At 30.3% G+C, this 25539-nt stretch carries 24 protein-coding genes; 21 read left to right on the top strand and 3 right to left on the bottom strand.

Translation table 11 applies throughout. The features are described from left to right. Window positions 1-362: 362 nt before the first annotated feature. Window positions 363-1445, top strand: a complete 1083-nt coding sequence (locus FQB35_RS12515) for an S-layer homology domain-containing protein (RefSeq protein WP_168198345.1) — start codon at window positions 363-365, stop codon at window positions 1443-1445. Window positions 1446-1727: 282 nt separating this feature from the next. After that, window positions 1728-2633, top strand: coding sequence for a transposase (locus FQB35_RS12510; protein ID WP_148810226.1), 906 nt, complete (start codon window positions 1728-1730; stop codon window positions 2631-2633). A 484-nt stretch (window positions 2634-3117) separates the two neighbouring features. Here FQB35_RS12510 and FQB35_RS12500 read toward each other — a convergent pair whose 3' ends face one another. Continuing rightward, entirely contained in the window at window positions 3118-3981 is an 864-nt protein-coding gene (locus FQB35_RS12500; protein ID WP_148810224.1) for a formate/nitrite transporter family protein, read from the bottom strand. A 251-nt stretch (window positions 3982-4232) separates the two neighbouring features. After that, window positions 4233-5114, bottom strand: coding sequence for a YitT family protein (locus tag FQB35_RS12495; RefSeq protein WP_207707306.1), 882 nt, complete (start codon window positions 5112-5114; stop codon window positions 4233-4235). A 347-nt stretch (window positions 5115-5461) separates the two neighbouring features. Between FQB35_RS12495 and FQB35_RS16480 the strand changes: the two genes are divergently transcribed. The 17 genes from FQB35_RS16480 (at window position 5462) to FQB35_RS12410 (ending at window position 23178) form a co-directional block, all read left to right on the top strand. Continuing rightward, complete coding sequence (locus tag FQB35_RS16480; RefSeq protein WP_269902691.1) at window positions 5462-5587, top strand: hypothetical protein; 126 nt, start codon at window positions 5462-5464, stop codon at window positions 5585-5587. A gap of 287 nt (window positions 5588-5874) precedes the next feature. Next, window positions 5875-7137, top strand: coding sequence for an MFS transporter (locus tag FQB35_RS12485; RefSeq protein WP_148810220.1), 1263 nt, complete (start codon window positions 5875-5877; stop codon window positions 7135-7137). 322 nt (window positions 7138-7459) lie between these two features. Beyond that, window positions 7460-8842 (top strand): alanine/glycine:cation symporter family protein, encoded by a 1383-nt coding sequence (locus tag FQB35_RS12480; RefSeq protein WP_148810218.1) that lies wholly within the window; start codon window positions 7460-7462, stop codon window positions 8840-8842. 115 nt (window positions 8843-8957) lie between these two features. Continuing rightward, window positions 8958-9722, top strand: a complete 765-nt coding sequence (locus FQB35_RS12475; RefSeq protein ID WP_148810216.1) for a DeoR/GlpR family DNA-binding transcription regulator — start codon at window positions 8958-8960, stop codon at window positions 9720-9722. A gap of 317 nt (window positions 9723-10039) precedes the next feature. Next, window positions 10040-10993 (top strand): sugar phosphate isomerase/epimerase family protein, encoded by a 954-nt coding sequence (locus FQB35_RS12470; protein ID WP_148810215.1) that lies wholly within the window; start codon window positions 10040-10042, stop codon window positions 10991-10993. A 186-nt stretch (window positions 10994-11179) separates the two neighbouring features. After that, window positions 11180-12133, top strand: coding sequence for a sugar phosphate isomerase/epimerase family protein (locus tag FQB35_RS12465; RefSeq protein ID WP_148810213.1), 954 nt, complete (start codon window positions 11180-11182; stop codon window positions 12131-12133). Between the two features lie 26 nt (window positions 12134-12159). Further along, entirely contained in the window at window positions 12160-12537 is a 378-nt protein-coding gene (locus FQB35_RS12460) for a RidA family protein (protein ID WP_148810211.1), read from the top strand. Window positions 12538-12921: 384 nt separating this feature from the next. Continuing rightward, window positions 12922-13740 (top strand): XdhC family protein, encoded by an 819-nt coding sequence (locus FQB35_RS12455; RefSeq protein ID WP_148810210.1) that lies wholly within the window; start codon window positions 12922-12924, stop codon window positions 13738-13740. A 1-nt stretch (window position 13741) separates the two neighbouring features. Continuing rightward, complete coding sequence (gene yqeB, locus FQB35_RS12450; protein WP_148810208.1) at window positions 13742-14554, top strand: selenium-dependent molybdenum cofactor biosynthesis protein YqeB; 813 nt, start codon at window positions 13742-13744, stop codon at window positions 14552-14554. A gap of 10 nt (window positions 14555-14564) precedes the next feature. Beyond that, entirely contained in the window at window positions 14565-15587 is a 1023-nt protein-coding gene (locus tag FQB35_RS12445; RefSeq protein ID WP_148810206.1) for a molybdopterin-binding protein, read from the top strand. A 3-nt stretch (window positions 15588-15590) separates the two neighbouring features. Then, window positions 15591-16361, top strand: a complete 771-nt coding sequence (gene modA / locus FQB35_RS12440) for a molybdate ABC transporter substrate-binding protein (protein ID WP_148810204.1) — start codon at window positions 15591-15593, stop codon at window positions 16359-16361. A gap of 17 nt (window positions 16362-16378) precedes the next feature. Continuing rightward, complete coding sequence (locus tag FQB35_RS12435; RefSeq protein WP_148810203.1) at window positions 16379-17176, top strand: ABC transporter permease; 798 nt, start codon at window positions 16379-16381, stop codon at window positions 17174-17176. 10 nt (window positions 17177-17186) lie between these two features. Continuing rightward, complete coding sequence (locus FQB35_RS12430; RefSeq protein ID WP_148810201.1) at window positions 17187-17921, top strand: ATP-binding cassette domain-containing protein; 735 nt, start codon at window positions 17187-17189, stop codon at window positions 17919-17921. Window positions 17922-17933: 12 nt separating this feature from the next. After that, window positions 17934-18668, top strand: a complete 735-nt coding sequence (locus tag FQB35_RS12425; protein WP_148810199.1) for a Rossmann-like domain-containing protein — start codon at window positions 17934-17936, stop codon at window positions 18666-18668. A 19-nt stretch (window positions 18669-18687) separates the two neighbouring features. Next, window positions 18688-19434 carry a selenium cofactor biosynthesis protein YqeC gene (gene yqeC / locus FQB35_RS12420; protein WP_148810197.1) on the top strand — a complete coding sequence of 249 codons (747 nt, stop codon included), beginning with the start codon at window positions 18688-18690 and terminating at the stop codon, window positions 19432-19434. 16 nt (window positions 19435-19450) lie between these two features. After that, window positions 19451-20068, top strand: a complete 618-nt coding sequence (mocA, locus tag FQB35_RS12415) for a molybdenum cofactor cytidylyltransferase (protein ID WP_168198344.1) — start codon at window positions 19451-19453, stop codon at window positions 20066-20068. A gap of 56 nt (window positions 20069-20124) precedes the next feature. Continuing rightward, the gene (locus FQB35_RS12410) at window positions 20125-23178 is read left to right on the top strand and encodes a BTAD domain-containing putative transcriptional regulator (protein ID WP_148810194.1); all 3054 of its coding nucleotides are present in this window, start codon (window positions 20125-20127) and stop codon (window positions 23176-23178) included. Window positions 23179-23237: 59 nt separating this feature from the next. Here FQB35_RS12410 and FQB35_RS12405 read toward each other — a convergent pair whose 3' ends face one another. After that, window positions 23238-23459 (bottom strand): hypothetical protein, encoded by a 222-nt coding sequence (locus FQB35_RS12405; RefSeq protein ID WP_148810192.1) that lies wholly within the window; start codon window positions 23457-23459, stop codon window positions 23238-23240. A gap of 223 nt (window positions 23460-23682) precedes the next feature. Here FQB35_RS12405 and FQB35_RS12400 point away from each other — a divergent pair, with 223 nt between their 5' ends. Then, window positions 23683-24369 (top strand): Crp/Fnr family transcriptional regulator, encoded by a 687-nt coding sequence (locus tag FQB35_RS12400; RefSeq protein ID WP_231701797.1) that lies wholly within the window; start codon window positions 23683-23685, stop codon window positions 24367-24369. A gap of 63 nt (window positions 24370-24432) precedes the next feature. Next, on the top strand, window positions 24433-25473 hold the full coding sequence (locus FQB35_RS12395) for a BMP family lipoprotein (protein ID WP_148810190.1): 1041 nt from the start codon (window positions 24433-24435) through the stop codon (window positions 25471-25473). Window positions 25474-25539: the final 66 nt, after the last annotated feature.

Here is a 25539-nt window from a genome sequence, read left to right as displayed (position 1 = left end):
CATCATTTCTATACTTATATATTACCTCTACTTATCAAATTTATCAAGGGGGTGAACAAATGAAAATAGTACTAATTGTAGTAAGTGCTATGATTATTTTTTTATAGTATGTTTAATTTGTCAACTAAATATACATTTCAAAAATAAGTATGTAGAATTCAAAATTAATACGATTATAAAAAAGTAGATTTACAATGATAATCCACCACTTTTAGTACGGTAGATAAAAGTGGTGGAGATTCTGCTAATTTATGAAAACTAAAATATTTTTTTAAAATTAGCATTGACATTTTTTGATAATCTCTGTTACATTCTTTATGATGATTTTATTTTTACAATATTTTGTTAAGGAGGTAGTTTTTATGAGAAAATTAGTAAAAAATATGATTATTACTGTTAGTGTAGTAGGATGTATGACATTTAGTGTATTTGCAGATATAAAATTCAGTGATATTGACAATCATTGGGCAAGGAAATTTATTACCGATCTAACAAACAGAAATATAATTGCTGGTTATCCAGATGGAACTTTTAAGCCTGATAATGATATAACAGTTTTAGAATTTACTGCATTAGCATTAAAAGGGAAAAATATTTCTATTCCTAAGACAGATATATGGTATCAGGGTATATTAGATGCAGCAATGACAGAAGGAATTATTCTAGAAGGTGAATTTAAAACAGATGAATATAATGAACCTATTGAAAGAGGAGAAATGGCACGTATTGTAGTTAGAGCACTAAAAGAGAATAAATTGGTATGGGATACCCAATTTAGTGATGATAGCAACATACCAAGTGAATTAAAGGGCTATATAAAGAAAGCAAATAAACTAGGAATTATAAACGGATATCCTGATAATACATTCAGAGATGGAAATGCTACAAGAGCAGAAGCATCTACAATGATTTCTCAAATGCTTAATATTATGGAAAATAAAGAAAATAAAACAGTAGAAGAAGATAAGACAGAGTCGTCAGAACAGAAAACTATAGAAGAGCAAGAAAAACAGGAAGAGAAGGTTGAAGAAAAAGGAAGATTTATAGAGCCAGAGTTTGAAATCCGATATGAAGAAACAGGATATGGTTCCAATTATTTTTCTATATATATTGCAAATAAAGAAGCATATAAAGCTTCGAGAGATGTATATAAAGCAAGATTTGTATGTACAAATTACAATGAGTTAAATACTATTTGGGGTAGAGATTTTTATGGCGATGGGCATTGGATTAAGCAGGATAGAACTTATTGGAAAGATGTAAGCAAATATGCTTTTTGGGCTTTAAGGAAAGTACATCGTACAGAACCAAATGATAATAGTGAATTTAATATAAAGGAAGGAATGAATATTGACTTAAAAATTACAATTAAAAATGAGACAACTGGAGAACAGAAAGACTATTATGAAACAGTTGTAGTGAAAAAAGTGGATTGGCAGTATTAGCCATCCACTTATATATATATTTTTTTTAGAGAGGGGAACTAATATGAGAAGGTTATCGCTTCTTATTGTGTTTTTATTAGTGTTTAATATGTTTCCAGTAGAAATCATAAGCTTTGCAGCAGATATTATTGATTATATTAATTTTAAATTTTAGTAAATTTTAGGGACAGTTAATGATTATTTGAATTGCTGAATAAAATCGAAAAAAATACAAAAACTACTCCTAGATTGATATGCTCCCCTTGAAGTGGACAGTGGAAAAAATAAAAAGGAGTAGTTTTTATGCCAAGATGTGCAAGAGTCAAAACAGAAGACAGTATTTTTCATATAATGATAAGAAGTATCAGTGAAATAAATTTATTCAATGATGATGAAGATAAATTAAAATATTTTTCTTTAATAAAAAAGTACATATTAAAGTTTCAATTTAAGGTTTATGCATATTGCCTTATGGATAATCATGGACATCTTATTATTGATGTTAATGGTGGAGATATTTCAAGAATCATGCATTCTATCAATTTTTCATATGCCCAATATTATAATAGAAAATATAAAAGGCATGGGCATGTTTTTCAAGATCGTTTTAAAAGCAGAATAGTAAATGATGATAAATATTTAATTGTATTATCAGCATATATTCATAATAATCCAAAGGACATACCAGGATATAGAAATAATTTGATAAATTATAGATTTTCAAGTCTGAAGGAATATGTAAAGGGCACTAATGAATTTGAAATATTAGATAAATCTTTTTTAGAGGACATTTTAAATTTAGGGAATAGAAAAAATATTAAAAGTTATTTGTCCTTAGTATATAAATCAGATACTATAAATGAAGAATTAGACGTAGAATTTGAAAAGAAAAACTGTGAATATAGAAGTGAAAGAAAAATATTAGTAAGGGACTATACCCCTGAAAAAGTCATAAACTTTGTAGCAGAGTATATTCAGTGTGATAAGAGGAAAGCGCGTATTAAGTATGATAAAAGCTGCATAGAGATAAGAGCCTTGTGCGTATTTTTTATGAGATGTTTTTGCAATTATACCCAAAAACAAATTTGTAGTGTAATAGGTAATTTAACCCAATCAAGGGTATCAAAGCTATCTTCTATAGGAATTGATATAATATTAAATACTGAAAAATATAGTAGCATAATAGATGATTTTATAAAGAGTGCCTAAAATAAGGTCGTTAGGCTTTTTTTTGTGATGTAAAAATTTAGAATTAAAACAAATCCCCGTTATTTTTAGCAAAGATAATGATGGGGATTTGTTTTTTGTTGATTAAATTGAATGTGATCTTAATGAATTAACCGTCCCAACTTCCAACTTCCAACAAGAAGGCGAATTCGCATGTGCTATTGGAAACAATGGAAAAAGGGAAAAACAAAATATAAAAACCTTATGAAGTTGGGAATGGGGAAAAATAAAGCGTGGATAAAGCGTGGGAATTTGCAAATACAAGAAAAGGCTATTGGCGAATAGCCAAAAGCCCAATCTTACAAAGAACCATTACTAATGCAAAACTAAAAAAATCAGGATTAATATCTTTATCAGAGACATATGCACGAGTATGTTAATTTCTATTGAACCGCTGTATACGGAACCGTACGTACGGTGGTGTGAGAGGACGTTAAATAAAATAATTATTTAGCTCCTACTCGATTTAATTAGCTTTTGATACAGTATTTCTTTTTTCTTTTAAGTAAACAAGCCAGTAAACAATTCCTACAAATAAAATTCCTCCAATGATATTTCCGATCGTTACAGGGATTAGGTTTTTGGTGATAAAAGTGGTCCAATTTAAATTTGCTAATTTTTCTGGTGAAAGATGTGATGCTGCTGCCCAACTGCTATTGGTTTTGGCCAAGATTCCAGCAGGAATATAGTACATATTTGCAATACTATGTTCAAAACCAGATGTAACAAAAAGCCATATAGGAAAAAATATTCCTAATATTTTTCCGATGATGCTTTTTGCTCCATAGGCTAACCATACAGCCAAACAAACGAGCCAATTTGCCATGATTCCTAAATAAAGGGCAGGCATAAAGGATAATCCAACCTTATAAGAAGCAATTTTGATAGTTACGCCGCCAAGTACATGGGCACCACTATTAAATAAACCTGATTGTACCATCATAAAAGCTATAAGTATAGAACCTATAAAATTTCCTATATATACAGTAATCCAATTCTTTAGCATATTACTTACTTTTACTCTACCTTCTAAAACACTTATTATGATTAATGTATTTCCTGTAAATAATTCTCCTCCTGCTAATAGAACAAGCATTAAACCCGTTCCGAAAATAGAACCTGCTAAAACTTTTCCTAAACCATAGGTTTCAGAGTTTGCAAATAAATTAAATGCAGCCATGTTTGACCCTTCTGAAGCAAAGGCAATAAATGCTCCTGCTAAAATACTTAATAGGAGTTGAGAACTCCTTGAAAGATTTGCTTTTTTAATACCTGTTTCTAATGTAGAAGATGCAATTTCAGCAGGGGTTAGATATTGTCTAACATCCATTTTTAATAACCTCCTTTAAATCGAGTTGTATTTATATCTATCATACTAATTTGCCGTCGCTAAAACGTCTTTATAGTGGAGATAATACTTAGAAAAAAGAAAAAATATATGATGAAGAAAATATTCAAAAATGAAGATAAGGATAAGGGAACAGAAGAAATTAAAGAGTATGGGAAAATAAAAAATTAGAACCATGTATATTTTTTAAAATAAATAACCTGGTATCTACGAGATAGCCAGGTTTTGTTTATTTAATCTAATTCTAAATTGCTAAATCCGTATCCTTTCCCCCATGCAGAAATTACAGGAACAAGATTAATAAAGGCATTACGATCTATTTTAGCTACAAAATTTTTAATCAGTATTGATTCTCGAGCTGAACAGATGCAGATAACTTTAGTTTTGTGCTTATTAGAAAAAGCACCAGTTACTTTACCTAGGCTAACTCCTCTATTAATGGTATTTAAAATATAATATGTAATCCTATCTGTTTCTTTACTAATAATGACTATTTTAACTAAAGATGATCCAAATCCGAATAAAACGGTATCCACTGTTTTGGTATAGATCATGTGCATAATAAGTGCATAAAATACCGCATTACGTCCAAAAACAAAACCAGATACAGATAAGATACAAATATCGATAATGAGTAAGATCTGACCAATGCTTAAAAAAGGGAATATTTTCTTGTGAATAATTTTTGCGATGGTATCTGAACTGCCCTGAGAAAATCCCTTTCTTAATATAAGTCCCATACCTATTCCTGCGATGATACCGTAATATATACAAGATAGGAGTTTATCAGTAGCATTTGCATCAATAAAGTTTAGATTCAAGTTGTCAAATAAGATTAATATAATGGGATAGGTAGTAGATAAAAGGATAATTTTCAAAACTTCTTTTTTACCCAGAATAAGCCAAGCTACAATCAAGACAGAAAGGCATAAAGAATAGTAAATAAACGTGTATTTGATACTGAATAACTTTCCTAATACAAGAGAAACCCCTGTAAAACCTCCTACAATTAATCCATTAGGTTTTAAAATAGCTGTAACAGCAAAGGCTTGAATCATACATCCCAAATATACAATAAAATAGTCTATAACGCTTCGATTGATTGTTTTTTTCAAAATGGTGTACCTCCTTTACCAATTTATTTATGCCAAAAAGGTTGCATGAAAATTTAACTTTGTTATTGTTTTTATCATATCAGCTATGTATAAAAAAAACAACTGAAACTCGATATAACAACACACAATTACACGCAACATCAACTAAAACACAGAGAAAAAATAAAGGGAGCATACATAAATACAATTAAATAGTGTAGGGAAAATTTACAATAATCTATGAAGGTTTCTAAGAATATTGAAAACAATAAAAGGGATTTGTTACCACCAGATGTAACTCTTCAAAAGTATATAGATCAGCATGACTGGAAAGGAAAATGTGTAGGTATGATGAGACTGCAGCCACTATGGATTCATTTAGTAATTATGCTGTAGTCAATAAAGATGTGATTGTTGAGAGTTTTGTTACGATAGGTTTGTCTAATGCTCGCAGAGCAAGTTATCCTGCAGATATAAAATTTTTTAAGAATTAGAGAGAGCTAGATCCAGGAACAATAAATATTATATTAGAAACGAATGTAAAACTATCTCATGCAGCAGCAATGGTTGAAGCAATTATGATTACTTCAGTGGTGTCAAAATTCTTTAAAAAAACATTTGGACAGCACAAAAACACAACAAACAACAACAAAAACCAGAAAAAAACTTTACAATCCACAAAAACTATTATATACTTAGGATAATAATTGAAAGCGTTTTCAATATTTGGAAAGGCTTTTGAAATATTGCAATCATTCATAACTAAAAGGAGGTTTTTAGGTTGAATACAAAAAGTAGTAATTTTAAGAAGTGGTTTACATTTATTGTGTTGGTGTTGGGAGGAGGAACAATTTACAAGCTATCCTCATTAAAAGATGCATTTTATGTTCCAATGCAGGAGCAGTTTCATTTAACACACACACAAATAGGTAATGCTATGTCTGTTTATTCAACGATTGCAACATTTGCTTATTTAGGCACACTGTTTATAGCAGACAGATTTTCAAAGAAAATATTATTACCATTTTCATTAATAGCAACGGGATGTCTTGGATTGTACTTGGCAACATTCCCGGGTTATCATGGTATATTATTTGTTTGGGCAATGTTTGGTATAACTTGTGAATTGACTTATTGGCCAATTTTGTTAAAATCTATAAGATCGTTAGGAAATAAGGAAGAGCAAGGAAGAATGTTTGGTTTCCTTGAAGCTGGTAGAGGAGTAGTTGACACGATTGTAGCTTTTACTGCATTAGCGATATTTGCATGTATAGGTAAGGGTGCAGCAGGCTTAAGAGGAGCTATATTATTCTTCTCTATAACAGTAATAGGAGTAGGGGTTATCACTTTCTTCTGTCTAGAACATGATGAAATTGCTAAAAGCAAAGATCCTAATAAAAATAAGATAGCATTTCAAGGTATTGTGAAGGCATTAAAAATGAAAGAAATTTGGGTAGTTGCATTCACAGTATTTTCTGTATATGCAGTATATTGTGGTTTGACTTATTTTATTCCTTTCTTAAAAGATATTTACGGTTTGCCAGTGACATTAGTAGGAGCTTACGGTATAATCAACCAATATGGCTTAAAAATGGTTGGTGGACCTGTAGGAGGATTTTTAGCCGATAAGAAGTTTAAATCTTCAGCAAAGTATTTAAGAGTAGCTTTTTTAGCCACAATTATAGGTATGGTTATATTTATGTTATTACCTCATGAGTCTATGAATGTGTATATTGGAATGGCAGCTACACTTGGTTTTGGAGCAATTGTATTTACAATGAGAGCAGTGTTCTTTGCTCCTATGGAAGAAATTAATGTTCCTCGCGAAATCAGTGGATCTGCTATGTCAATAGGAAGTTTTGTGGGGTATGCTCCAGCAATCTTCTGCTACTCTTTATATGGTAATATGTTAGATAGATTCCCTGGAATGGCAGGATATAGAATCGTATTTATGCTTATGGCAGGTTTCGCAGTAGTAGGATTTTTAATTAGCAGTTATTTAGTTCGCATAATTAATAAGAGAAAGGAAGCATCAGCTACATAAATAATGTTTTTCATAATAAAGAAAGTAGTTATGAATAGTTGCAGAATATTTTATTAAATATTTCTGCAACTATTTTTGTCTACCAAAAAGTCAAAATCACACAAGAAATAATATAAATATTTGCAAATGTTTTCTAAAAATGATAATATGAAGTATGAAACACAACAAAATTTCATATAAAATCACAAAACACAAACAAAATACCTTAAAAAGCGAAAATTGTGGATCTAAGAAATGCAATTTATAAGAATTCAATCCCATTGAAGGCAAACGCTTCCAATATGTGAAGTCAGAAACAAATATTAAAAGAGGAGGGGAATTTATGATTGCTTTAGAAAATTTTTTCAAAAACTTAGCAGACTTAGTATGGGGTAATTGGCTCATCGTTACACTTATTGGGGTTGGAGCTTATTTCACATTCATAACAAAATTTCTTCAAATAAGGAAACTGCCTTATATTTTTCATGAAACCCTCATAAAACCGTTCAAAAAAGGCAATGAAAACGTGGGTGAAGGAACCCTTACTCCATTTCAGGCTCTATGTACAGCATTGGGAAGCTGTGTAGGAAATGGAAATATTGTAGGCGTTGCTACTGCTATTGTTGGTGGAGGACCTGGTGCAATATTTTGGATGTGGTTAGCTGGAATATTAGGAATGGCTACCAAGTATGCTGAAATCCTTCTAGGTATGCATTATAGGGAAAAAGCTGAAGATGGAACTTATGTTGGTGGGCCGATGTATTATATTTCTAAAGGCTTGAAGCTACCTTGGCTTGCTACTATATATTCTATTTTGCTTATTTTACAAAATTCTGGTGGTACGCTGATTCAGTCTAATGCTGTTGCTGTGGTTGTAAAAGATCTGTTTGGAATTACACCAATTATTACAGCTCTTATGCTTATTTTTTTTGTTGGACTTATTATTGTAGGTGGAATTAAGAGACTTGGTCAAGTTACTGAAAAATTGGTACCTTTTATGGCAGGCTTTTATATATTAGGTGGATTTATTATTATTTTTGCAAACATTAAAAATTTTCCTGTTGTAATTGGACTTATTTTTAAAAGTGCTTTCACAATGAAAGCAGGTGTTGCTGGTGCAGTTGGATATTCTATTCGTAAAGCTATGAGGTTTGGTGTGGCACGTGGGCTTTACTCAAATGAAGCAGGGGAAGGGTCTGCTCCAGTTCTTCATGCTTCAGCTATTACGGATCATCCTGTAAGACAAGCTCTTTTTGGGGTTACAGAAGTTTTAATTGATACGGTATTTCTTTGTTCAATCACCGCATTTGTAGTGCTTGTTTCAGGGGTGCTTGAAACAGGAGCATCACCTGCAATGCTAGTTAGTATTGCCTTTGGGCAAGTACATCCTTTATTTCGATATATTGTGGGGATTAGTATGATTTTATTTGCTTTTTCATCTATATTGGCTCAATGGTATTTTGGAAATGTAGCATTGACTTATGTATATGATGTTAAAAAGGCAGCTTATTTTAAATATCCATTTTTATGCTTAATTATTGTTGGGTCCCTAAGTAGTTTGCATTTGGTGTGGTATATTCAAGACAGTATTTTAGGCCTTTTAATTGTTACGAATCTTATTGCTATTATGTTGCTTAGTCCTCAGGTTGTTCAATTTACAAAGGAATTTTTCAATTCAGATAATGGGTATATTAAGAAAATAGAAGAAATGAGTATTAAAAAATAATTGATATTAAAAAAAAAGTGTGATATTTTACATATAGTAGTAGTAAAGACTTGACTTGTATTATTGTTTAAATATAGAATGAAACTTAGTAAATTAGTGTAGGGAGGAGAACCTATTGTTAGCAGAAAAGAGAAAAGATCGTATTTTACAAATACTTGAAGAAGATGGAAGTGTAAAGGTATCTAAGCTAACAAAATTATTTGATGTTTCTATTGAAACAATAAGAAGAGATCTAGAAACTTTAGAAAAAGAGGGATTATTAAAACGTGTTTATGGTGGGGCTGTATTAAAAAAAAACAAAGTTCATCAGTTGAACTATGTAAAAAGAGAAAAAGAATTTGCTGATGAAAAAAAAGAAATTGCAAAAATTGCTATTCGGTATATAGAAGAGGGACAATCTATTGCATTAAATAATGGTACCACCAATATAGAAATTGCAAGAGAATTAAAAAAGAACTTTAAGGAACTTACTGTTATAACAAATTCTTTAATGATTGCTAGTGAATTAGCGGATGTGGATAGCTTCACCATTATTTTAACAGGGGGCATACTCAACAATAAAGAATATGCTTTCTATGGTGATCTTTCTGAAAATGTACTTTCTGATTTTATTGTTGATAAAGCATTTATTAGTGTAGGTGGGGTATCCTTAACTAGAGGGATTACTGATTATTTGCCTGGAGAGGTTCAAATAGAAAAAAAGTTAATAGAAATTTCTCAAGAAGTTATTATATTAGCAGATAGCAGTAAAATAGACAGTGTATCCTTGATTAAAGTAACAGATATTCATGAAGCAAATTTAGTTATAACCGATTCTAAATTAGATGATAAGATTTTAAATAAATATTTAAAAAATGGAATAGAAATTGTTAAAGAATAGATAGAAAAAGATCTTTCAAGACTATATTAAGATAAATACAAAGTGAATATATAACGTTGAAGCACCTATAGTGGAAACTTGTTTACACTATAGGTGTTTTTTATAATTTATTTTTATCATAAAATAATTAAAAGTTTAAGTGATGTAAGAAGATAAGAATAATTATAAGTACACATATAAGGATATTAAAACTAGATACAAAGCACATAAATACAAAAAAAAACAACTAAACGCTTGAAACCACATAAGGACTAATATATAATCGTATTAGCATTATAAATGAGACAATAACTTGTGTGTAGAAAAGGAGGACGCATATGAAGATTGGATTAGAAACTGAAAGCTATCATTTGCATTTTCAAAATGGACGCATGGACATTTTTGACTTCATCAGAAAAACAGCAGCATTAGGTTTAGATGGTGTAATGATCAATATTATTCATGATAAAAATCTGGATCCTGATTGGGGAACTCTTGGCAGTGCTGACCCTGAGCATTTAGAAAAAGTAAAAAATGAAATACAAAGATATGGATTATTTGCTGAGATTGATACTAGAGGAGTAGAACCTAAAAAACTAACAAAAGTAATCGAAGTTGCACATAAAATCGGGGCAGATGTAATACGTACATATATTAGCTGTGGAGACAATTTGCAAGAGGAAATAAGATGTGCTCCTGAACAAATCAAGGAAGTTTTATCACTACTAAGTAAATATAGAATTAAGCTAGCTATAGAAAATCATGAGTATGAAACTGCTGATGAGATAATTGATATCATTAAAAAAGTAGGAAGTCCTTGGGTTGGCGCAACTTGTGATACTGGAAACGGCATGATGGCGTGGGAGGAACCTATTGATACAATAAAAAAACTAGCGCCATATACATTCACAACACATTTTAAAGATCATATCATTATTTATGATGAAGGTGAATACAAAGTTTGTGGTACTGCAGTAGGTTCAGGAAATATAGATACAGAAGAATGCTTTAAATTATTAGTAGAAAATACCACATTGACAAGAATAAACATAGAAATGTGCCATCCATATGTAGCAACCTTTAAAAAAGAAAAAGGAGTAGGAGGCGTATATGAAGTAGGGCAAGGGGCATTTAAAGTTGAAAAACCACCAATTGATCCAAGTTTTGTTAAACCTTCTCAGTATTATTATCCACCAGAAGAAGCCCTTGAAAAAATGATTAAATATCAGGCTGAAGAAGTTGAGAAATCAGTAAAATATGTATTAGCTTTAAGAGATAAATATTGTAGATAATATAAAAAGCTACAGTATGTAGATTGTACTTCTGTAGCTTTTTTTATAGATAAAAACCACACAAAACAAACAAAAACGTCAACATCGATTGAAAATACAAAAAAACTAATATATAATGATATTAACTTCTTGAGAAATAAGAGGTAATTTTAAAGGATAGGCAACTTTAAATGGGGAGGGATTTCTTTGAAAATAGGGTTAGAAACGGAAAGCTATCATTTACTTTTTCAAAATGGACGCATGGATATTTTTGATTTCATCAGAAAAACTGCTGAATTAGGATTAGATTGTGTAATGATTAATATTATTCCTGATAAAAATCTAGATCCTGATTGGGGAACTCTTGGCAGTGCAGATCCTGAACATCTAGAAAAAGTAAAAAAAGAAATTCAAAAATATGGATTATGTGCAGAAATTGACACAAAGGGAACAGATCCTAAGCATTTAACAAAGGTTATAGAAGTTGCACACAAAATCGGTGCAGATGTAATTCGTACCTATTGCTGTTTTGGTGTTTATGAGCCTGAAAGATTAGAAAGAGCCCCAGAGGATATTAAACAAATTGTACCACTGCTTAAAAAATACAGAATTAAACTAGCCGTTGAAAATCATGAAGAAGAGACAACAGATGAAGTAATTAAAATTATTAAAGAGGTTGACAGTATTTGGGTAGGAGCTCATTGTGATATTGGGAATGCAATGATGGCATGGGAAGATCCAGTTGAAGCTGTTAGGAAATTAGCTCATTATACATTTACAACACATTTTAAGGATCATATTATTATTAGAGATGGAGATGAATATAAGGTTTGTGGAGTTCCTGCTGGGGAAGGAAATATAGACTTAGATGAATGCTTTAAGATATTAGTAGAAGAATCTCCATTGACAAGAATTAATATTGAGATGTGTAATCCCTATGTAGCACCTTTTAAAAGGAAGCCTGGAACGGGTGGTGTATATGAGGTAGGAGAAGGTGCATTTAAAGTTGAACCTCAACCATATGAAAAATATGGTATTCAACCGAAAGATTATTACTATCCACCAGAAGAACTTTTAGAGATTTTAATTGAGGAACAGGTAAAAGGTGTTGAAAGAACAGTTCAATATGTACTAGGTTTAAGAGACAAATATTGTAGATAATATAAATATGATTAGGAGGAATAAAAATGGAAAAACAAATTATAGCAACAGAAAAAGCACCAGGAGCTATTGGACCTTATTCACAAGGTGTAATTGTTGGGGATGTGGTTTATACTTCAGGACAATTACCAATTAACCCTGAAACAGGAGAAATTGCAGACAGTATTGAAGAACAGACAAGACAAGCTTTAGAAAATGGAAAAGCAATTTTAAAAGCAGCTGGAAGTGATATGTCAAAAGTATTTAAAACAACAGTGTTTTTAAAGGATCTAAAGGATTTTGCAAAAATGAATGAAGTATATGCTGCTTATTTTGCAGAAAAATGTCCTGCTAGAAGTACTGTAGGAGGAATTGACTTAGCAAAGGGTGCATTAGTTGAAATAGAATTAATAGCAACTCTTTAATTTAATAATATTAGGATGGTGTATCAAAAGTTGAGACACCATCCTATTTTTTAGCTTTAATACAGGCAAGTAGAGTAACTTTTGTATGTGGAGGAGTTGTCATGAAGGTAGCAGAAAAACTGAAAGAAAAGTTTACTTTTTATGGGGCAAAAATATTTGAATGTTTTCTTAAGTAGATAAGTATGAATAATAGTAATAGTACAATAGAAAATAGATTGAACAATCAGATTTAAAACTATATATTAGTCGTGCATGATATTAAATTAGTGTGGAAAACAGATTAAGTAAATATAAATGTATTTTAAGATCGTATAGATAATTGTAAAAAGCTATGCTACTTTTTACAATTATCTGAAATAATACAAGATTGGAAGTGAGTGGAGGATGGAACAAAAATTAGTAAAAGAACTATTATTGTGTTTAGAAGAAAATAAAGATGTTGCATTAGTTACGGTAGTTGATGCACAAGGAAGCAGTCCTAGAGGAAAGGGAAGTATGATGCTTGTTGATCAAGAAGGAAATTTAATTGAAGGAACAATAGGAGGAGGAGCGATAGAAGAAAAAGCAAAAGAAGATGCTTTAGAATGTATAAATAGGGGAATTTCAAAATCTGTTCATTATGAATTGAATAAAAGTAATAAAAAAGATTCTCTACCAATGATTTGTGGAGGAAGTGTAGATGTATTTATAAAGGTTTTTAAAAGCAAAGATGAACTTTTAATTGTTGGAGCAGGTCATATTGGATTTAAGCTTAGCAAGATGGCAGATCTTTTAGGATATCGTGTTGTCATAATAGATGATAGAGAAGAATATGCATGTAAAGAGAGATTTCCTGAAGCAGATGCGTTAATTGTAGGGGATATAGAGAAAAATCTTAGAGAATATCCAATAGGGGAAAAAACAAATATTGTCATTGTAAGTCATGGGCATAAACATGATCAAGAAGCACTAGAAGCAGTGATTGATTCTGGTGCAAGGTATATAGGAATGATTGGAAGTATCAAAAAAGTTATAGCTTCCTTTGAAAAATTAAAGAAAAAAGGAATTAAAGCAGAAAAGCTGTCAAAGGTTCATGCACCTATAGGGATAGATATTGGAGGGGAAACACCAGAAGAAATTTCTCTGTCCATTATGGCTGAAATTCAGGCTGTAAAATATAACAAAAAGGGATCTTTTTTAAAACTTCATAGGGAGTGTGATTAGCATGTTTTCAAAATATATAGTTATTATTAAGGGGGGAGGAGATATAGCTACAGCAGTAGCTTATAAACTATTTAGAGCAGGATTTAAAGTGATTATCACAGAACTAGAAAAACCTATGATGGTAAGACGAACAGTATCATTTGCCAATTGTATTTATGAAAAAGAGTGGACCGTAGAAGGGGTTACTTCTGCATTTGCAGAAAAAGAAAAAGACATAGAAAGGATTCTTAAAAGTGGAAAAATTCCTGTCTTTGTTGATCCTGCGTGTAAGATTTTAGAAAAAATTCAACCTACAATATTGATAGATGCTATTTTAGCAAAGAAAAATTGTGGAACCCAAATAACAGATGCACCGATTGTTATAGCATTAGGACCTGGATTTACGGCTGGATTGGATGTTGATGCAGTGATAGAAACTAATAGAGGACATCAATTGGGAAGAATTTTATTTGAGGGAAAAGCTGATGCAAATACAGGAGTACCTGGCCCAATAAAAGGATATACAATTGAGAGAGTTTTAAGAGCTCCATGTATGGGTATTGTTAAAAATCACGTAGAAATAGGGGATTTTATAAATAAGGGAGAGAGGATTTGTTCTGTAGGAGATTTGGTAGTAAATGCAGAAATTGATGGGGTTGTAAGAGGGCTCATTAAGGATGGCTTATTTGTGAAGAAGAATGAAAAGATAGGGGATATAGATCCTAGAAAAGATAAGAAATATTGTAGTTTGATTAGTGATAAAGGAAGAAATGTTGCTGGCGGAGTGTTAGAAGCTATTTTAATATTATTACAAAGAGGACAAGTATATTTATGAGGTGACAAATATGAAAAAAATTCCTGTTAAAGAGACAATTGGTTCAGTTTTATGCCATGATATTACACAGATTATTCCTGGTAAAATAAAGGACAGGGCTTTTAAAAAAGGACACATCATTAAAAAGGAAGATATACCTTTATTGCTTTCTTTAGGAAAAGACCATATTTATGTATGGGAGAAAAAAGAAGGGGTTTTACATGAAAATGAAGCAGCAGAGCGATTAAGGAAATTAACTGCTGGAGCAGGTATTACATTTAGTGAAGTAAAAGAAGGAAAAATTAATTTTATTGCAGAATACGATGGTCTTTTAAAAATTAATAAAGAATTATTGTATAAGTTAAATTCAATAGGAGAAATGATCCTAGTTACACTGCATAATAACTATCCTGTAAGGAAAGGAAAGAAAGTAGCAGGAACAAGAGTTATTCCCCTTGTAATCGAAGAAGAAAAAATAAAAAGAGCAGAAGAGATTATAGGAAATGAAAAAATCGTACAAGTTATTCCCTATAAACAAATGAAAGTGGGAATTGTTACAACAGGGAATGAAATATATTATGGAAGAATTAAAGATGCTTTTGGAGCTGTTATTCGAAAAAAAATGGAAGAATATGATTGCGAAGTACTTGGGCAAACGATTTTACCAGACGATCCAGATAAAATAAGAAATGCCATTGAAAGCTGGATTGAAAAAGGAGCAGATATGGTTGTTTGTACAGGAGGTATGTCAGTGGACCCAGATGATGTAACACCAACAGCTATCGAAAAAACAGGAGGCGAAATTATTACATATGGTTCACCTATATTGCCTGGGGCAATGTTTTTATTAGCTTATAAAAAGGATATTCCAATTTTAGGATTACCAGGATGTGTTATGTATGCAAAAAGAACAGTATTTGATCTTATACTTCCAAGATTATTGATAAAAGAAAGACTTAAAGCAAGTGACATAGCTAAATATGGGCATGGAGGATTTTGTATGGAATGTGAAGTATGTAGATTTCCTGATTGTACATTCGGAAAAGGGGTATAGGAAATGGATAAAATAAAAACGATAATTTGTTTTACTATGATTTCTATTTTACTTTTAGGTTGTAGCAGTATAAAACAAGATAATGTGCAAACGAAAACATTACAAGTTTATAGTGGTGCAGGATTAAGAAAACCTATGGATGAACTAGGAAAAATTTTTAAAGAAAAATACAATATTGAAGTGCAGTATACTTATGGAGGCTCGGCACAAATTTTAAGTCAAATAGAATTAAGCAGGAAAGGAGATGTATTTATTCCTGGGTCATCCTTTTATTATGAAGAAGCTGACAAAAAAGGGTTAGTTGGTGAAAGATATAATGTAGCATATCATATTCCTGTGCTTGTAGTTCCAAAGAATAATCCAGCAGAAATCAAAAGCATAAAAGATTTAGGGAAAGAAGATGTAAAAGTAGTATTAGGAGATGAAAAAGCTTGTGCTATAGGTAAAGTAAGTAGAAAAATATTAGAGAAAGAGCATTTATATGAGAAAGTAAGCAAAAATAAGGTAGCTTCTACAGCTACGGTTAATGAACTTTTGGTATATATATCCATGAAGCAGGCAGATGCAACCATTATGTGGGAAGATAATTTAAATGATGCTGAGGATGTAAAAATTATAGAAATACCAAAGGAGAAAAATATTATAAAAACAATTCCTATTTCGACTATAAGAAATTCATTAAATAAAGATCTAGCACAAGAATTTGTAGATTTTGTGGTTAGTCATAAAGGAAAAAATATATTTGAAAAGTATGGATTTCAAATAATTGATTAAAGTGTGAGGAAGATAAGATGGAGAAGAGACGTAAAGGTTATAATATTTTATTTAAAGGAGTTATTTTAATATTTACGGTGCTTTTAATGACATTTGTTATTTTATCTGTTCTAATGGTTTTTATAAAAGGGATACCGAATTTAAAAGAGAGCTTTCAAACAACTGAAATAAAATTTGCATTGAAATTAAGTCTTTTTACTTCATTTATATCTACCATATTATGTATAATCTTTGCAGTTCCAATAGGCTATGGATTAGCAAGATTTAGTTTTTTAGGTAAAAAAATTGTTAATGCTGTGTTTAATATTCCAATGGCACTTCCTCCAATTGTAGCAGGGATTTCTTTACTTATTCTTTTTGGGAACACAGGATTTGGTAATTTTTTAGAAAACTTAGGGTTAAAATTCATATTTACAGTAAAAGGAATAATCCTAGTTCAGTTTTTTATAAATGTTCCCTACACAATAAGGATTGTAAAATCAACCATACAAAATATTGATCCTCGAATAGAGTTTATATCAAGGACTTTAGGATGTACAAATTTGACTTCATTTATGACTATAACCTTGCCATTGGCAAAGAACGGGATATTGGCAAGTATTATTATTACATGGGCAAGAGCGTTAGGGGATTTTGGTGCTGTTTTGATGATAGCAGGTGCTACAAGAATGAAAACAGAAACTCTTCCAACTTCCATATACTTAAATATGTCTTGTGGTGATTTAAATACCGCACTATCTGTTGCCTCCATACTCATTATAATATCATTAATATCGTTATTTATTTTTGAACTCCTTGGGGAAAAATATTTATAGGAGGAATATAATGTTAAATATTGAACATATATATAAAACTTTAGGAGAATTTCAATTAAAAGATATAAATTTCAAAATAAAAAAAGGAGAATATTTTGTAATATTAGGACCTACTGGAACAGGAAAGAGTGTTATATTAGAAACCATCGCTGGTATGTATAAACCTGATAAAGGAAAGATATATTTTGATGGAAAAGAAATAAATAATTTGTATCCAGAGGATAGAGAAGTTGGATTTGTATATCAAGATTATTTGCTATTTCCACATTTATCTGTGAGAGAAAACATAGTTTTTGGTTTAAAGAGAAAAAAATTTTCTAAAAAAGAAATAAAAAAAAAGTTATATAATATTGCTTCAAACTTTCAAATTGAACATCTATTAGACAGAAAGCCAAAGACTTTAAGTGGTGGAGAACAGCAGAGAGTTGCTATTGCTAGAGCTTTAATTACATCGCCTAAAATACTCCTATTTGATGAACCTTTAAGTGCATTGGACCCTTCTACAAAGAAAAAATTTATTGATATTTTAAAAGAAATACACAAAAAAACAGAAAGCATCATTATACATGTAACTCATGATTTTTATGAAGCATTGGAGTTAGCAGATAAAATAGCAGTAATGAACAAAGGAAATATGGTTCAAATTGGAACACCTGATGAAATATTTTATAAATCCAATTCAAGCTTTGTAAAAAATTTTATAGGGGTAGTACCATTTGAGAAAAGAATAAACTACGTTGTTTAAGGAGTGAGAAAAATGAATAAAAGTATATTTTATGATGATCTTTTAAAAAAGTTTAAAGGAGTTGTTCAAAAAAATAAGTTGTTAAGTGAAAAAGTAACTGTACAGGGAAGTGTTCTTAGCTCACAGGAGGCAATAGGAAATCCTTTAAGAAAAGATTTTCCGATATTAAAAGGAAAAGAAAAACTTATGCAGGCTGAATTTAGAGGAGAAAAGGGCCAAGCTTTTACAGATATGCCTGGAAATTTTACAGGAACAATTGAAGAGATAATCAATAGACCATTAGAGACAAATTTTGATAGAGCAGTACTCATATCAACAATTAATGCAGTATGTAAATATTTAAAAATTACAGATACTACAATTCACTGCAAAGATGAAGAACCAGAAGATTGTGCTAAAAGATTAGTAGAACATATTAAAGAAAATTACGGTTCACATAAAATTGCACTTATAGGACTTCAGCCAGCAATGCTACAAAGACTTTCTGAAAATTTTTGCGTTAGAGTGGTGGATTTAGATAAAGATAAGATAGGAAAAGTAAAATTTGGTGTTGAGATTGAAAATGGAGAAGAAAAAACAGAAGAAGTTTTAGATTGGTGTGAGGTTATCGTTGCTACTGGAAGCACTGCTGCGAATAATACCATTTTAAATTTTTTAATGAAAAAGCCAGTTATATTCTTTGGAACTACTATAGCTGGGGCTGCTTCCTTAATGAAGCTAAACAGATTTTGTCCATGTAGTAAGTAATGGCTATAAGGAGAGAAATATGAAGCTGTATAAAGCTTTAGATATAAAAAATAGAGAAATGATAGCTCTTGTTGGCGGTGGTGGAAAAACAACGGCTATGTATGCATTAGCAAAAGATTTAAAACGAAATAAAAAGGTACTAATATCTACAACTACTGCTATTTATCTACCAAAGAAAGATCAAGCAAATTATTTAATTATAGGAAAAGATATTAAAAAAATAGGCTTTTATTTAAAAGAAAATAAAGTTGTCGGATTAGGAAATAATATAACAGTTGAAGGAAAATTAAAGGGAGTAGATCCTAAACTGTTAGATTATATTTTTTTAAAAGATTATTTTGATTATATAATTGTAGAAGCAGATGGAGCAAAACATAAATCATTAAAAGCACCTGAACATTATGAACCAGTAATTCCTTATGAAAGTTCAATGGTGCTTATTGTTGTTGGCATAGATGCTTGTGGGAAGTTTTTAAATGAAGAGAATGTACATCGTCAACAGATTATTTCATACATTACAAAAATGCAGGTAGGAAAAAAAATTACCCCTAAGATGATTGCAAAAGTTATTACAAGCGAAAGTGGCTTATTAAAGGGAATACCAAACCATTCGAGAGTTTTTCTGATTATAAATAAAGTAGATTCTAAGAAATGTTATGCTGATGCTTATGAAACGGCTAAATTTGTAAGAGAAATGGATAAAGGAAGGATTAAAAATATACTTTTATGTAATATGCTAGATAATAATGTGCTTAATATCTTATAAGAGAAGAGGAAGTTTTATGGTCGGTGCAGTAATACTTGCGGCAGGAATGTCACGAAGAATGGAAGAAGGAAAGCTTCTTCTTCCATTTAATGGGCATACAATTATAGAAGAGGTAATTGACAATGTTAAGAAATCAAAAGTTGATTTTATTGAGATTGTTTATGGACATGAAGGAGAAAAAATAAAACGTATTGCAAATAAAAAAGAAATTGTTTCTATTTATAATCCTGACTATAAAAAAGGACAAAGCACATCTGTAAAATTAGGAATGAAGAATATGCCAAATAGGATTGAAGGGGTTTTATTTATTTTAGGAGATCAGCCATTTATTAATAGTTTTGTTATTAATAGAATTATAGATGCATTTTATTCTTATAAAGCTTCTATTGTTGTACCGCTTTATGAAGGGAAACGAGGAAATCCTGTTTTATTTCATCGTAAATGGAGAGAGAGTATATATTCCTTAAAAGGTGATGAAGGAGCTAGAAAGATACTATTGCAAAATCCAGATAAGATAAGGTATGTAGAATTTGATGATTCCTCTTATAATTTAGATATTGATACAAAAGAGGATTATACATATGCATTAAGTATTGCAAATAAATATTTTCTTGATAATAAAATTAGAATATAATAGCATTATAAGTGTACGGAAAATTTCAAAAATAATTGGGAATAAAGGGTGAAAAAATGGATTTTGTACGTGTAAAATTATTTGATACACCGTTAGTTGTTAAAAATGAAGAAACCATTGTCTTTCCATTTAAAAAGGCGGAGGCTTTATTTTATTATTTGTTGGTTCATAAACAAGCTAGTCGTGATACATTAGTAAATATTTTATGGGGAGAGGTAGAAGAAAAAACGGCAAAGAAAAATTTAAGACAAGCTATGTACAAGATAAGAAAAGCTTTTGATATGGATATTGTAATTTCCCCAAAAAAATCTCTTGTAATGATAAATCCAGACATTCAAATTGATATAGATTTATATCATTTTTTGAATGATAAGGAAGATGATATTACAGTATATAAAGGAGAATTTTTAAAAGGATTTCATGTAAAAGACGGTGATGAATTTGAAAGTTGGATGCTTCAATATAGAGAGTATTTGAAGGATTTGTATATAGAAAAGCTGAATAAAAGGATTGAAAATGCTTTTTCAAAAAATGATTTTCAAACTGTTATAAGCTGTGCAAAAAAAATGATTGAAGTAGACGATTTTGATGAAAAAGCGTATCAAATTTTAATGAAAGCATATAGGGATGAAGGACAGTTCCACAAGGCTATTGATGTATATAATCGTTTAGAGAAGATACTATATAAAGAACTTGGAGTAGAGCCTGATTTGCAAACAAGAAAGCTTCTAGATGAGATTTTGATTATACGTAATACAAAAGAAATGAATAAAAGAAAAGCATCAGATTTCTTTTATGGAAGAGTGTATGAACTAGGTATATTAAATAAAAATTATGAGTTATTTAAACAGAACAAAGAATCAAAATCACTTATTATTATGGGAGAAGCGGGTGTTGGAAAGACAAAATTAAAAGATAGATTTTTAAAAAGTATAGGTGAGAATGAAATAATTCTATTAAAATCCAATTGTTATCAAGCAGAGAAAGATTATTTATTTAAGCCATGGAATGAAGTTTTTACTAAATTGGTAGATATTATTGAACGGGATAATATAAAAATTCCTCCTTTGTTGAGGAATATTATTAGTCATGTATTTCCAAGCTTTGCAATTCAGGATGAAGGGGTTAATATAAATCCGGTAGAAAAAGTAGATTCATTACAACATCAAGTAATAGAAGAAGCTATGATTACTGTATTAAAAAAAGTGTCGCAAAAGAGAAAAATATTATTAGTTTTTGAAGATATTCAATGGATAGATGATATGAGTTTATCCTTGCTAAATAGTATTTTACTTCATCAGGAGAATGATTATATATTTTTCATAGGTACTTGTCGAAATGCATATGAAGGAAAACTAAATAAATTCATCACTGCTGCTATTCAGTATAATAGGCTTGAAAAAATTATACTCAATAGATTTAATAAAGAACAAGTAAGGGAATTCGTAAATATGAGGCTTCCTAAATATTCTTGGAATGAGAACTTATACAATCAAATTTATCAAGAAACAGAAGGAAATGCATTTTTCTTAACAGAAGTATTAAATAGTATAAATGACAAAGGTATTATTACACAGATGACAACAAAGATGCAGGATATATTAAGGAGTAGATTTTTAGATATTTCAAAGGAAGGAAAAAAGCTTTTATATATTACTTCATTATTTTTTGATAAAGTAAGCTTGGATATGCTAAGACTACTAAGCTCAAAAGATGTACTGGAAATAATGGATATTATAGAGGAACTTCAAAATAGAGGTATTTTAAGAGAAGTAAGTGATAGTGAGGAAATTAGTTTTACTTTTACACATCAAAAGCTAAGAGAATTTATTTACCTAGAGCAGTCGAGTGCAAGACGTAAAATATTACACAATCAAATTGGCTTGATGCTTGAAAAGAAATTGCATCATGATAAAAGAGATAGATTTATTTATCCTAAATTAATTTATCACTTTGAAAATGGAGGTAATCAGGTCTTAGCTCTTAAATATCGAATGAAAAATTTAGATGTATATTTTAATTTTACACATGAGATGTTCCCTGTTTTTAAAGATGGAAATATTGAGGAAGAATATAAAAGCTATCTAAGCCAAAAAGAAGCAAGTAAGCAACTAAAAGAGATTGAAAAGGATTTGAAGGAAGTAATTGAAAAGGAATCTACTTCAAATGAAATAAAGAAGCTTCAGATTGAGTTTTTTCATATGAGAGGAAGATATTTGATTCAAGAAGGAGAATATGAAAAGGGAATTAGAGATATTCAAAGTATGATTGATTTAGCATTGCAGATAAAAGATGCAGATTATGCTCTTAAGGGATATAGACAAATGATCTATTATGGAATACAAACATATAATGTTGAGTGGATGCAAAAATATATAGATATTGGATTAAATTTAGCAAAGGCATGTAACTATCAGAAGGATACTGGTATCATGTTAAGACTAAAAGGACTTGAAAAGATTATGATTGGTGATTATGAAGAAGCAGAAGATTTACTAAAACAATCTATTCGAAGCTTTGAAGTAGTAAATGCATATGAAGATAAGTATACATTAAATATGGCAGCAGGCTATAATTATATTGGAGAAATTAGAAGGCATAATATGAAGTTTATGAGTGCATTAGAATATTATGAGCGTGCTGTTAGTGTATGTGCAGAAAAGAAAGTAATTCGTGGGCTTACCATATTTTATACGAATGCTGGGCAAGCAGCATATGATATGGGAGATGACCATCGAGCAAAGAATTATTTTAAAAAAGCAATTAAGCTTTATAATCAGCTTGATACACTTTGGGGAAGGTCTACAGCTGAAGGATATATGGCACTTCTTTTAATAAAAGAAGGAGAATATAAAAATGCTTTGAAATATTTAATAAGAGCAGATAAATATGCTAATAAATTGAAAAGTCCTTATGAGTTAGGATTGTTATATCGTGTAAAAGCAGAAGTAAAGGTTCGTATGAAAGAAAATGAGGATCTTAGAGAAGTTTTCAAAGATTATCTTACATTAGATATAAAAAAATATTGTGAAAAAGGAATTTCATTTTTAAAACAATTAAAAGATCCTTATGAAATTGGTATACTAGAGGTACTCAAAAAAAATAGTTAATCTTCTTTATGGTAAAAGCTCTAGTTGTTATAACAACTAGAGCTTTTATCTGTATGATACTAATTAATATAACCCTTTTTAACCTTTAGCTTTTTTACTTTTTCTAAAAAATGCTCCATTTTTTCCTTTTCTTTGGTATTATGTAATTCTTCTAATGCAACTTCTAGTTCTTTCTTTAATTCATTACGAAAATCATATAATCTTCCTTGTTTCTTTGCATCTAATACTTCTTTAAATTTTTTTTGAATTATAAAGTTGATCATTTGAGTTGAGTCTTTCATAGACAAAACCTCCTATAAATGTTCGTCATATAGAAATTCCATGTAAGAGGGAGGATTCCTTTTGGTATTTAATGTAAAAAAATTCAAAATAAAGCATTAAGACAAATTTCCTTAATTATTATGATTTAAGGGGTAAAAAAAAGGTGATATAATCTTTAGATGGGACATATGTCCTTCATGAAAACGTTAACTTGTTATAAAATTTAAGAGAAGAGGGAAGCTTGTGGAAATACAAAAGATTTTAGAAAATAATCCAGTTATTCTACAGATTCTCAGAGATTGTCCTTACGAGGTATTAAAGCATTGGGAAATCAGAGAATATTCAAAGGGACATATTGTATGTAGCCAAGAAGATGTGTATGAATATTTTTATATTATTATAAAAGGATATGCAAATATTTATAGAACAGCAGAAAATGGAAAAAAGTATTCTCAATCTGTTTATAAGAAAGGGAATTATTTTGGAGAACTAGAAATTTTCGACAAGAGACCTTATATATGTTCTGTAGAAGCTTTAACAGATCTTAAGGTAATAAGAATTCATAGAAATCATTTCCTAGAATGGATTGAAAAGGATAGAAACTTTCTGATCTACATAACAAAAACGCTATGTGACAACTTTTATAAACTTTCAAAGAAAGCAGGAGAAGATACCCTTTATTCACTCAAATATCGGGTTTGTAATTACTTAGTTTATTGTTTACATGATGGCATTGAGACAGAGAGGGGAATAAAAGTACAGGTTAATAAAGATCATCTTAGTGAAATGTTTGTAGTTACGCAAAGAAGCATCAATAGAATTTTAAAGTATTTAAAAGAAAAGGGGATCATTGAAGTAGGTAATAAATCAATTTATATAAAAAGCATAGAAAAATTAAAAGAAGAAGAACGAGCAAGTTTAAGTGAATAATGGATAAAAACTTGCGGTATGCAAGTTTTTGATAAAGAAATTTTGATAAGGGAGGAAATATTTATGAAAAAAGCAATTGTACTACTTTTAGTGATGACAATAATAACGACAATGGCTTTAACAGGATGCGGCAAAACAGAAGAAGCAGTTGCACCTGTAGAAGGAGAAAAAGATGCCTTAAAAGTTGGTCTTGTAGTAGCAGGCGGTTTAGGAGATCGTTCTTTTTATGATTCATCAAATGAAGGAATAGAAAAAGCAAAAGAAGAGTTGGGAATTGAAGCGAAGGTTTTTGAATGTAGAAATGATGCATCACTTTTTAATGACCAATTAATTCAAGCATCTCAATATGCATCTGTCGTAGTTGTTGTAGGATTTGAATTTTATGATGCAATTCAAGAAGTTGCAGCGGAATTTCCAGATGTAAAATACATCTATGTAGATAATGTGGTGGAAGGAATTTCAAATATCACTTGTATTGACTATATGGAAAATGAAGGATCTTTCCTTGCTGGTGCTTTAGCGGCAATGTTAACACAAGATAAAAATATTGAAGGAATGAATGAAGAAAAGATTATTGGAATGGTTGGTGGTATGGATATTCCTGTAATTAGAAACTTTAAAGTAGGATATGAACAAGGGGCAAAATATATTGATCCAGAAATAAAAGTTGAGACAATTTTTGCAGGAGATTTTGAAGACCCAGCAAAAGGTAAGGAAAGTGCATTAGCACTTTATGCAAAAGGTGTAGATGTTATATTCTCTGTAGCAGGAAAAACAGGAGAGGGAGTATTTGAAGCTGCAAAGGATTCAAAAGCCTATGCAATTGGTGTAGATTCTGATCAAAGATACATTAATCCAGATGCAATTGTTGCAAGTATGATAAAAGGAGTAGGACTATCTATTTATGAATCTATTCAAAGAATTCAAGATGGTACTTTTGAGACAGGTAAAGTTTATAAATATGGGATTAAAGAAAATGGTGTAAAGATGGGATATGGTACTGCTGATATGAAACAATTTGTAACAGATGATATGAGAGCAAAATTAGAAGAAATCCAAGAAAAAATTGTAAATGGCGAAATTCAAGTAGATGAAGTGAAATAGTGTTTACTCCTAAGGGAGAAGTAGGAAAGCTACTTCTCCTTTTTTAAGGAAAATTAAGTTTTAAGA

This window comes from Crassaminicella thermophila (assembly GCF_008152325.1).
Classification (GTDB): Bacteria; Bacillota; Clostridia; order Peptostreptococcales; family Thermotaleaceae; genus Crassaminicella_A; species Crassaminicella_A thermophila.
The sequence above is the reverse complement of the archived record's forward strand: the minus strand, read 5'-3'. Positions and strand labels throughout refer to the sequence as shown.

Bases quoted from the DNA above. Each gene is read 5' to 3' on its own strand.
- FQB35_RS12445 (WP_148810206.1), top strand. From the start codon at position 14,565: ATGAAAAAAATTCCTGTTAAAGAGACAATTGGTTCAGTTTTATGCCAT.
- FQB35_RS12455 (WP_148810210.1), top strand. From the start codon at position 12,922: ATGGAACAAAAATTAGTAAAAGAACTATTATTGTGTTTAGAAGAAAAT.
- FQB35_RS12435 (WP_148810203.1), top strand. From the start codon at position 16,379: ATGGAGAAGAGACGTAAAGGTTATAATATTTTATTTAAAGGAGTTATT.
- FQB35_RS12470 (WP_148810215.1), top strand. From the start codon at position 10,040: ATGAAGATTGGATTAGAAACTGAAAGCTATCATTTGCATTTTCAAAAT.
- FQB35_RS12510 (WP_148810226.1), top strand. From the start codon at position 1,728: ATGCCAAGATGTGCAAGAGTCAAAACAGAAGACAGTATTTTTCATATA.
- modA (WP_148810204.1), top strand. From the start codon at position 15,591: ATGGATAAAATAAAAACGATAATTTGTTTTACTATGATTTCTATTTTA.
- mocA (WP_168198344.1), top strand. From the start codon at position 19,451: ATGGTCGGTGCAGTAATACTTGCGGCAGGAATGTCACGAAGAATGGAA.
- FQB35_RS12430 (WP_148810201.1), top strand. From the start codon at position 17,187: ATGTTAAATATTGAACATATATATAAAACTTTAGGAGAATTTCAATTA.
- FQB35_RS12425 (WP_148810199.1), top strand. From the start codon at position 17,934: ATGAATAAAAGTATATTTTATGATGATCTTTTAAAAAAGTTTAAAGGA.
- FQB35_RS12405 (WP_148810192.1), bottom strand. From the start codon at position 23,459: ATGAAAGACTCAACTCAAATGATCAACTTTATAATTCAAAAAAAATTT.
- FQB35_RS12410 (WP_148810194.1), top strand. From the start codon at position 20,125: ATGGATTTTGTACGTGTAAAATTATTTGATACACCGTTAGTTGTTAAA.
- yqeC (WP_148810197.1), top strand. From the start codon at position 18,688: ATGAAGCTGTATAAAGCTTTAGATATAAAAAATAGAGAAATGATAGCT.
- FQB35_RS12480 (WP_148810218.1), top strand. From the start codon at position 7,460: ATGATTGCTTTAGAAAATTTTTTCAAAAACTTAGCAGACTTAGTATGG.
- FQB35_RS12515 (WP_168198345.1), top strand. From the start codon at position 363: ATGAGAAAATTAGTAAAAAATATGATTATTACTGTTAGTGTAGTAGGA.
- yqeB (WP_148810208.1), top strand. From the start codon at position 13,742: ATGTTTTCAAAATATATAGTTATTATTAAGGGGGGAGGAGATATAGCT.
- FQB35_RS12500 (WP_148810224.1), bottom strand. From the start codon at position 3,981: ATGGATGTTAGACAATATCTAACCCCTGCTGAAATTGCATCTTCTACA.
- FQB35_RS16480 (WP_269902691.1), top strand. From the start codon at position 5,462: ATGGATTCATTTAGTAATTATGCTGTAGTCAATAAAGATGTGATTGTT.
- FQB35_RS12395 (WP_148810190.1), top strand. From the start codon at position 24,433: ATGAAAAAAGCAATTGTACTACTTTTAGTGATGACAATAATAACGACA.
- FQB35_RS12460 (WP_148810211.1), top strand. From the start codon at position 12,160: ATGGAAAAACAAATTATAGCAACAGAAAAAGCACCAGGAGCTATTGGA.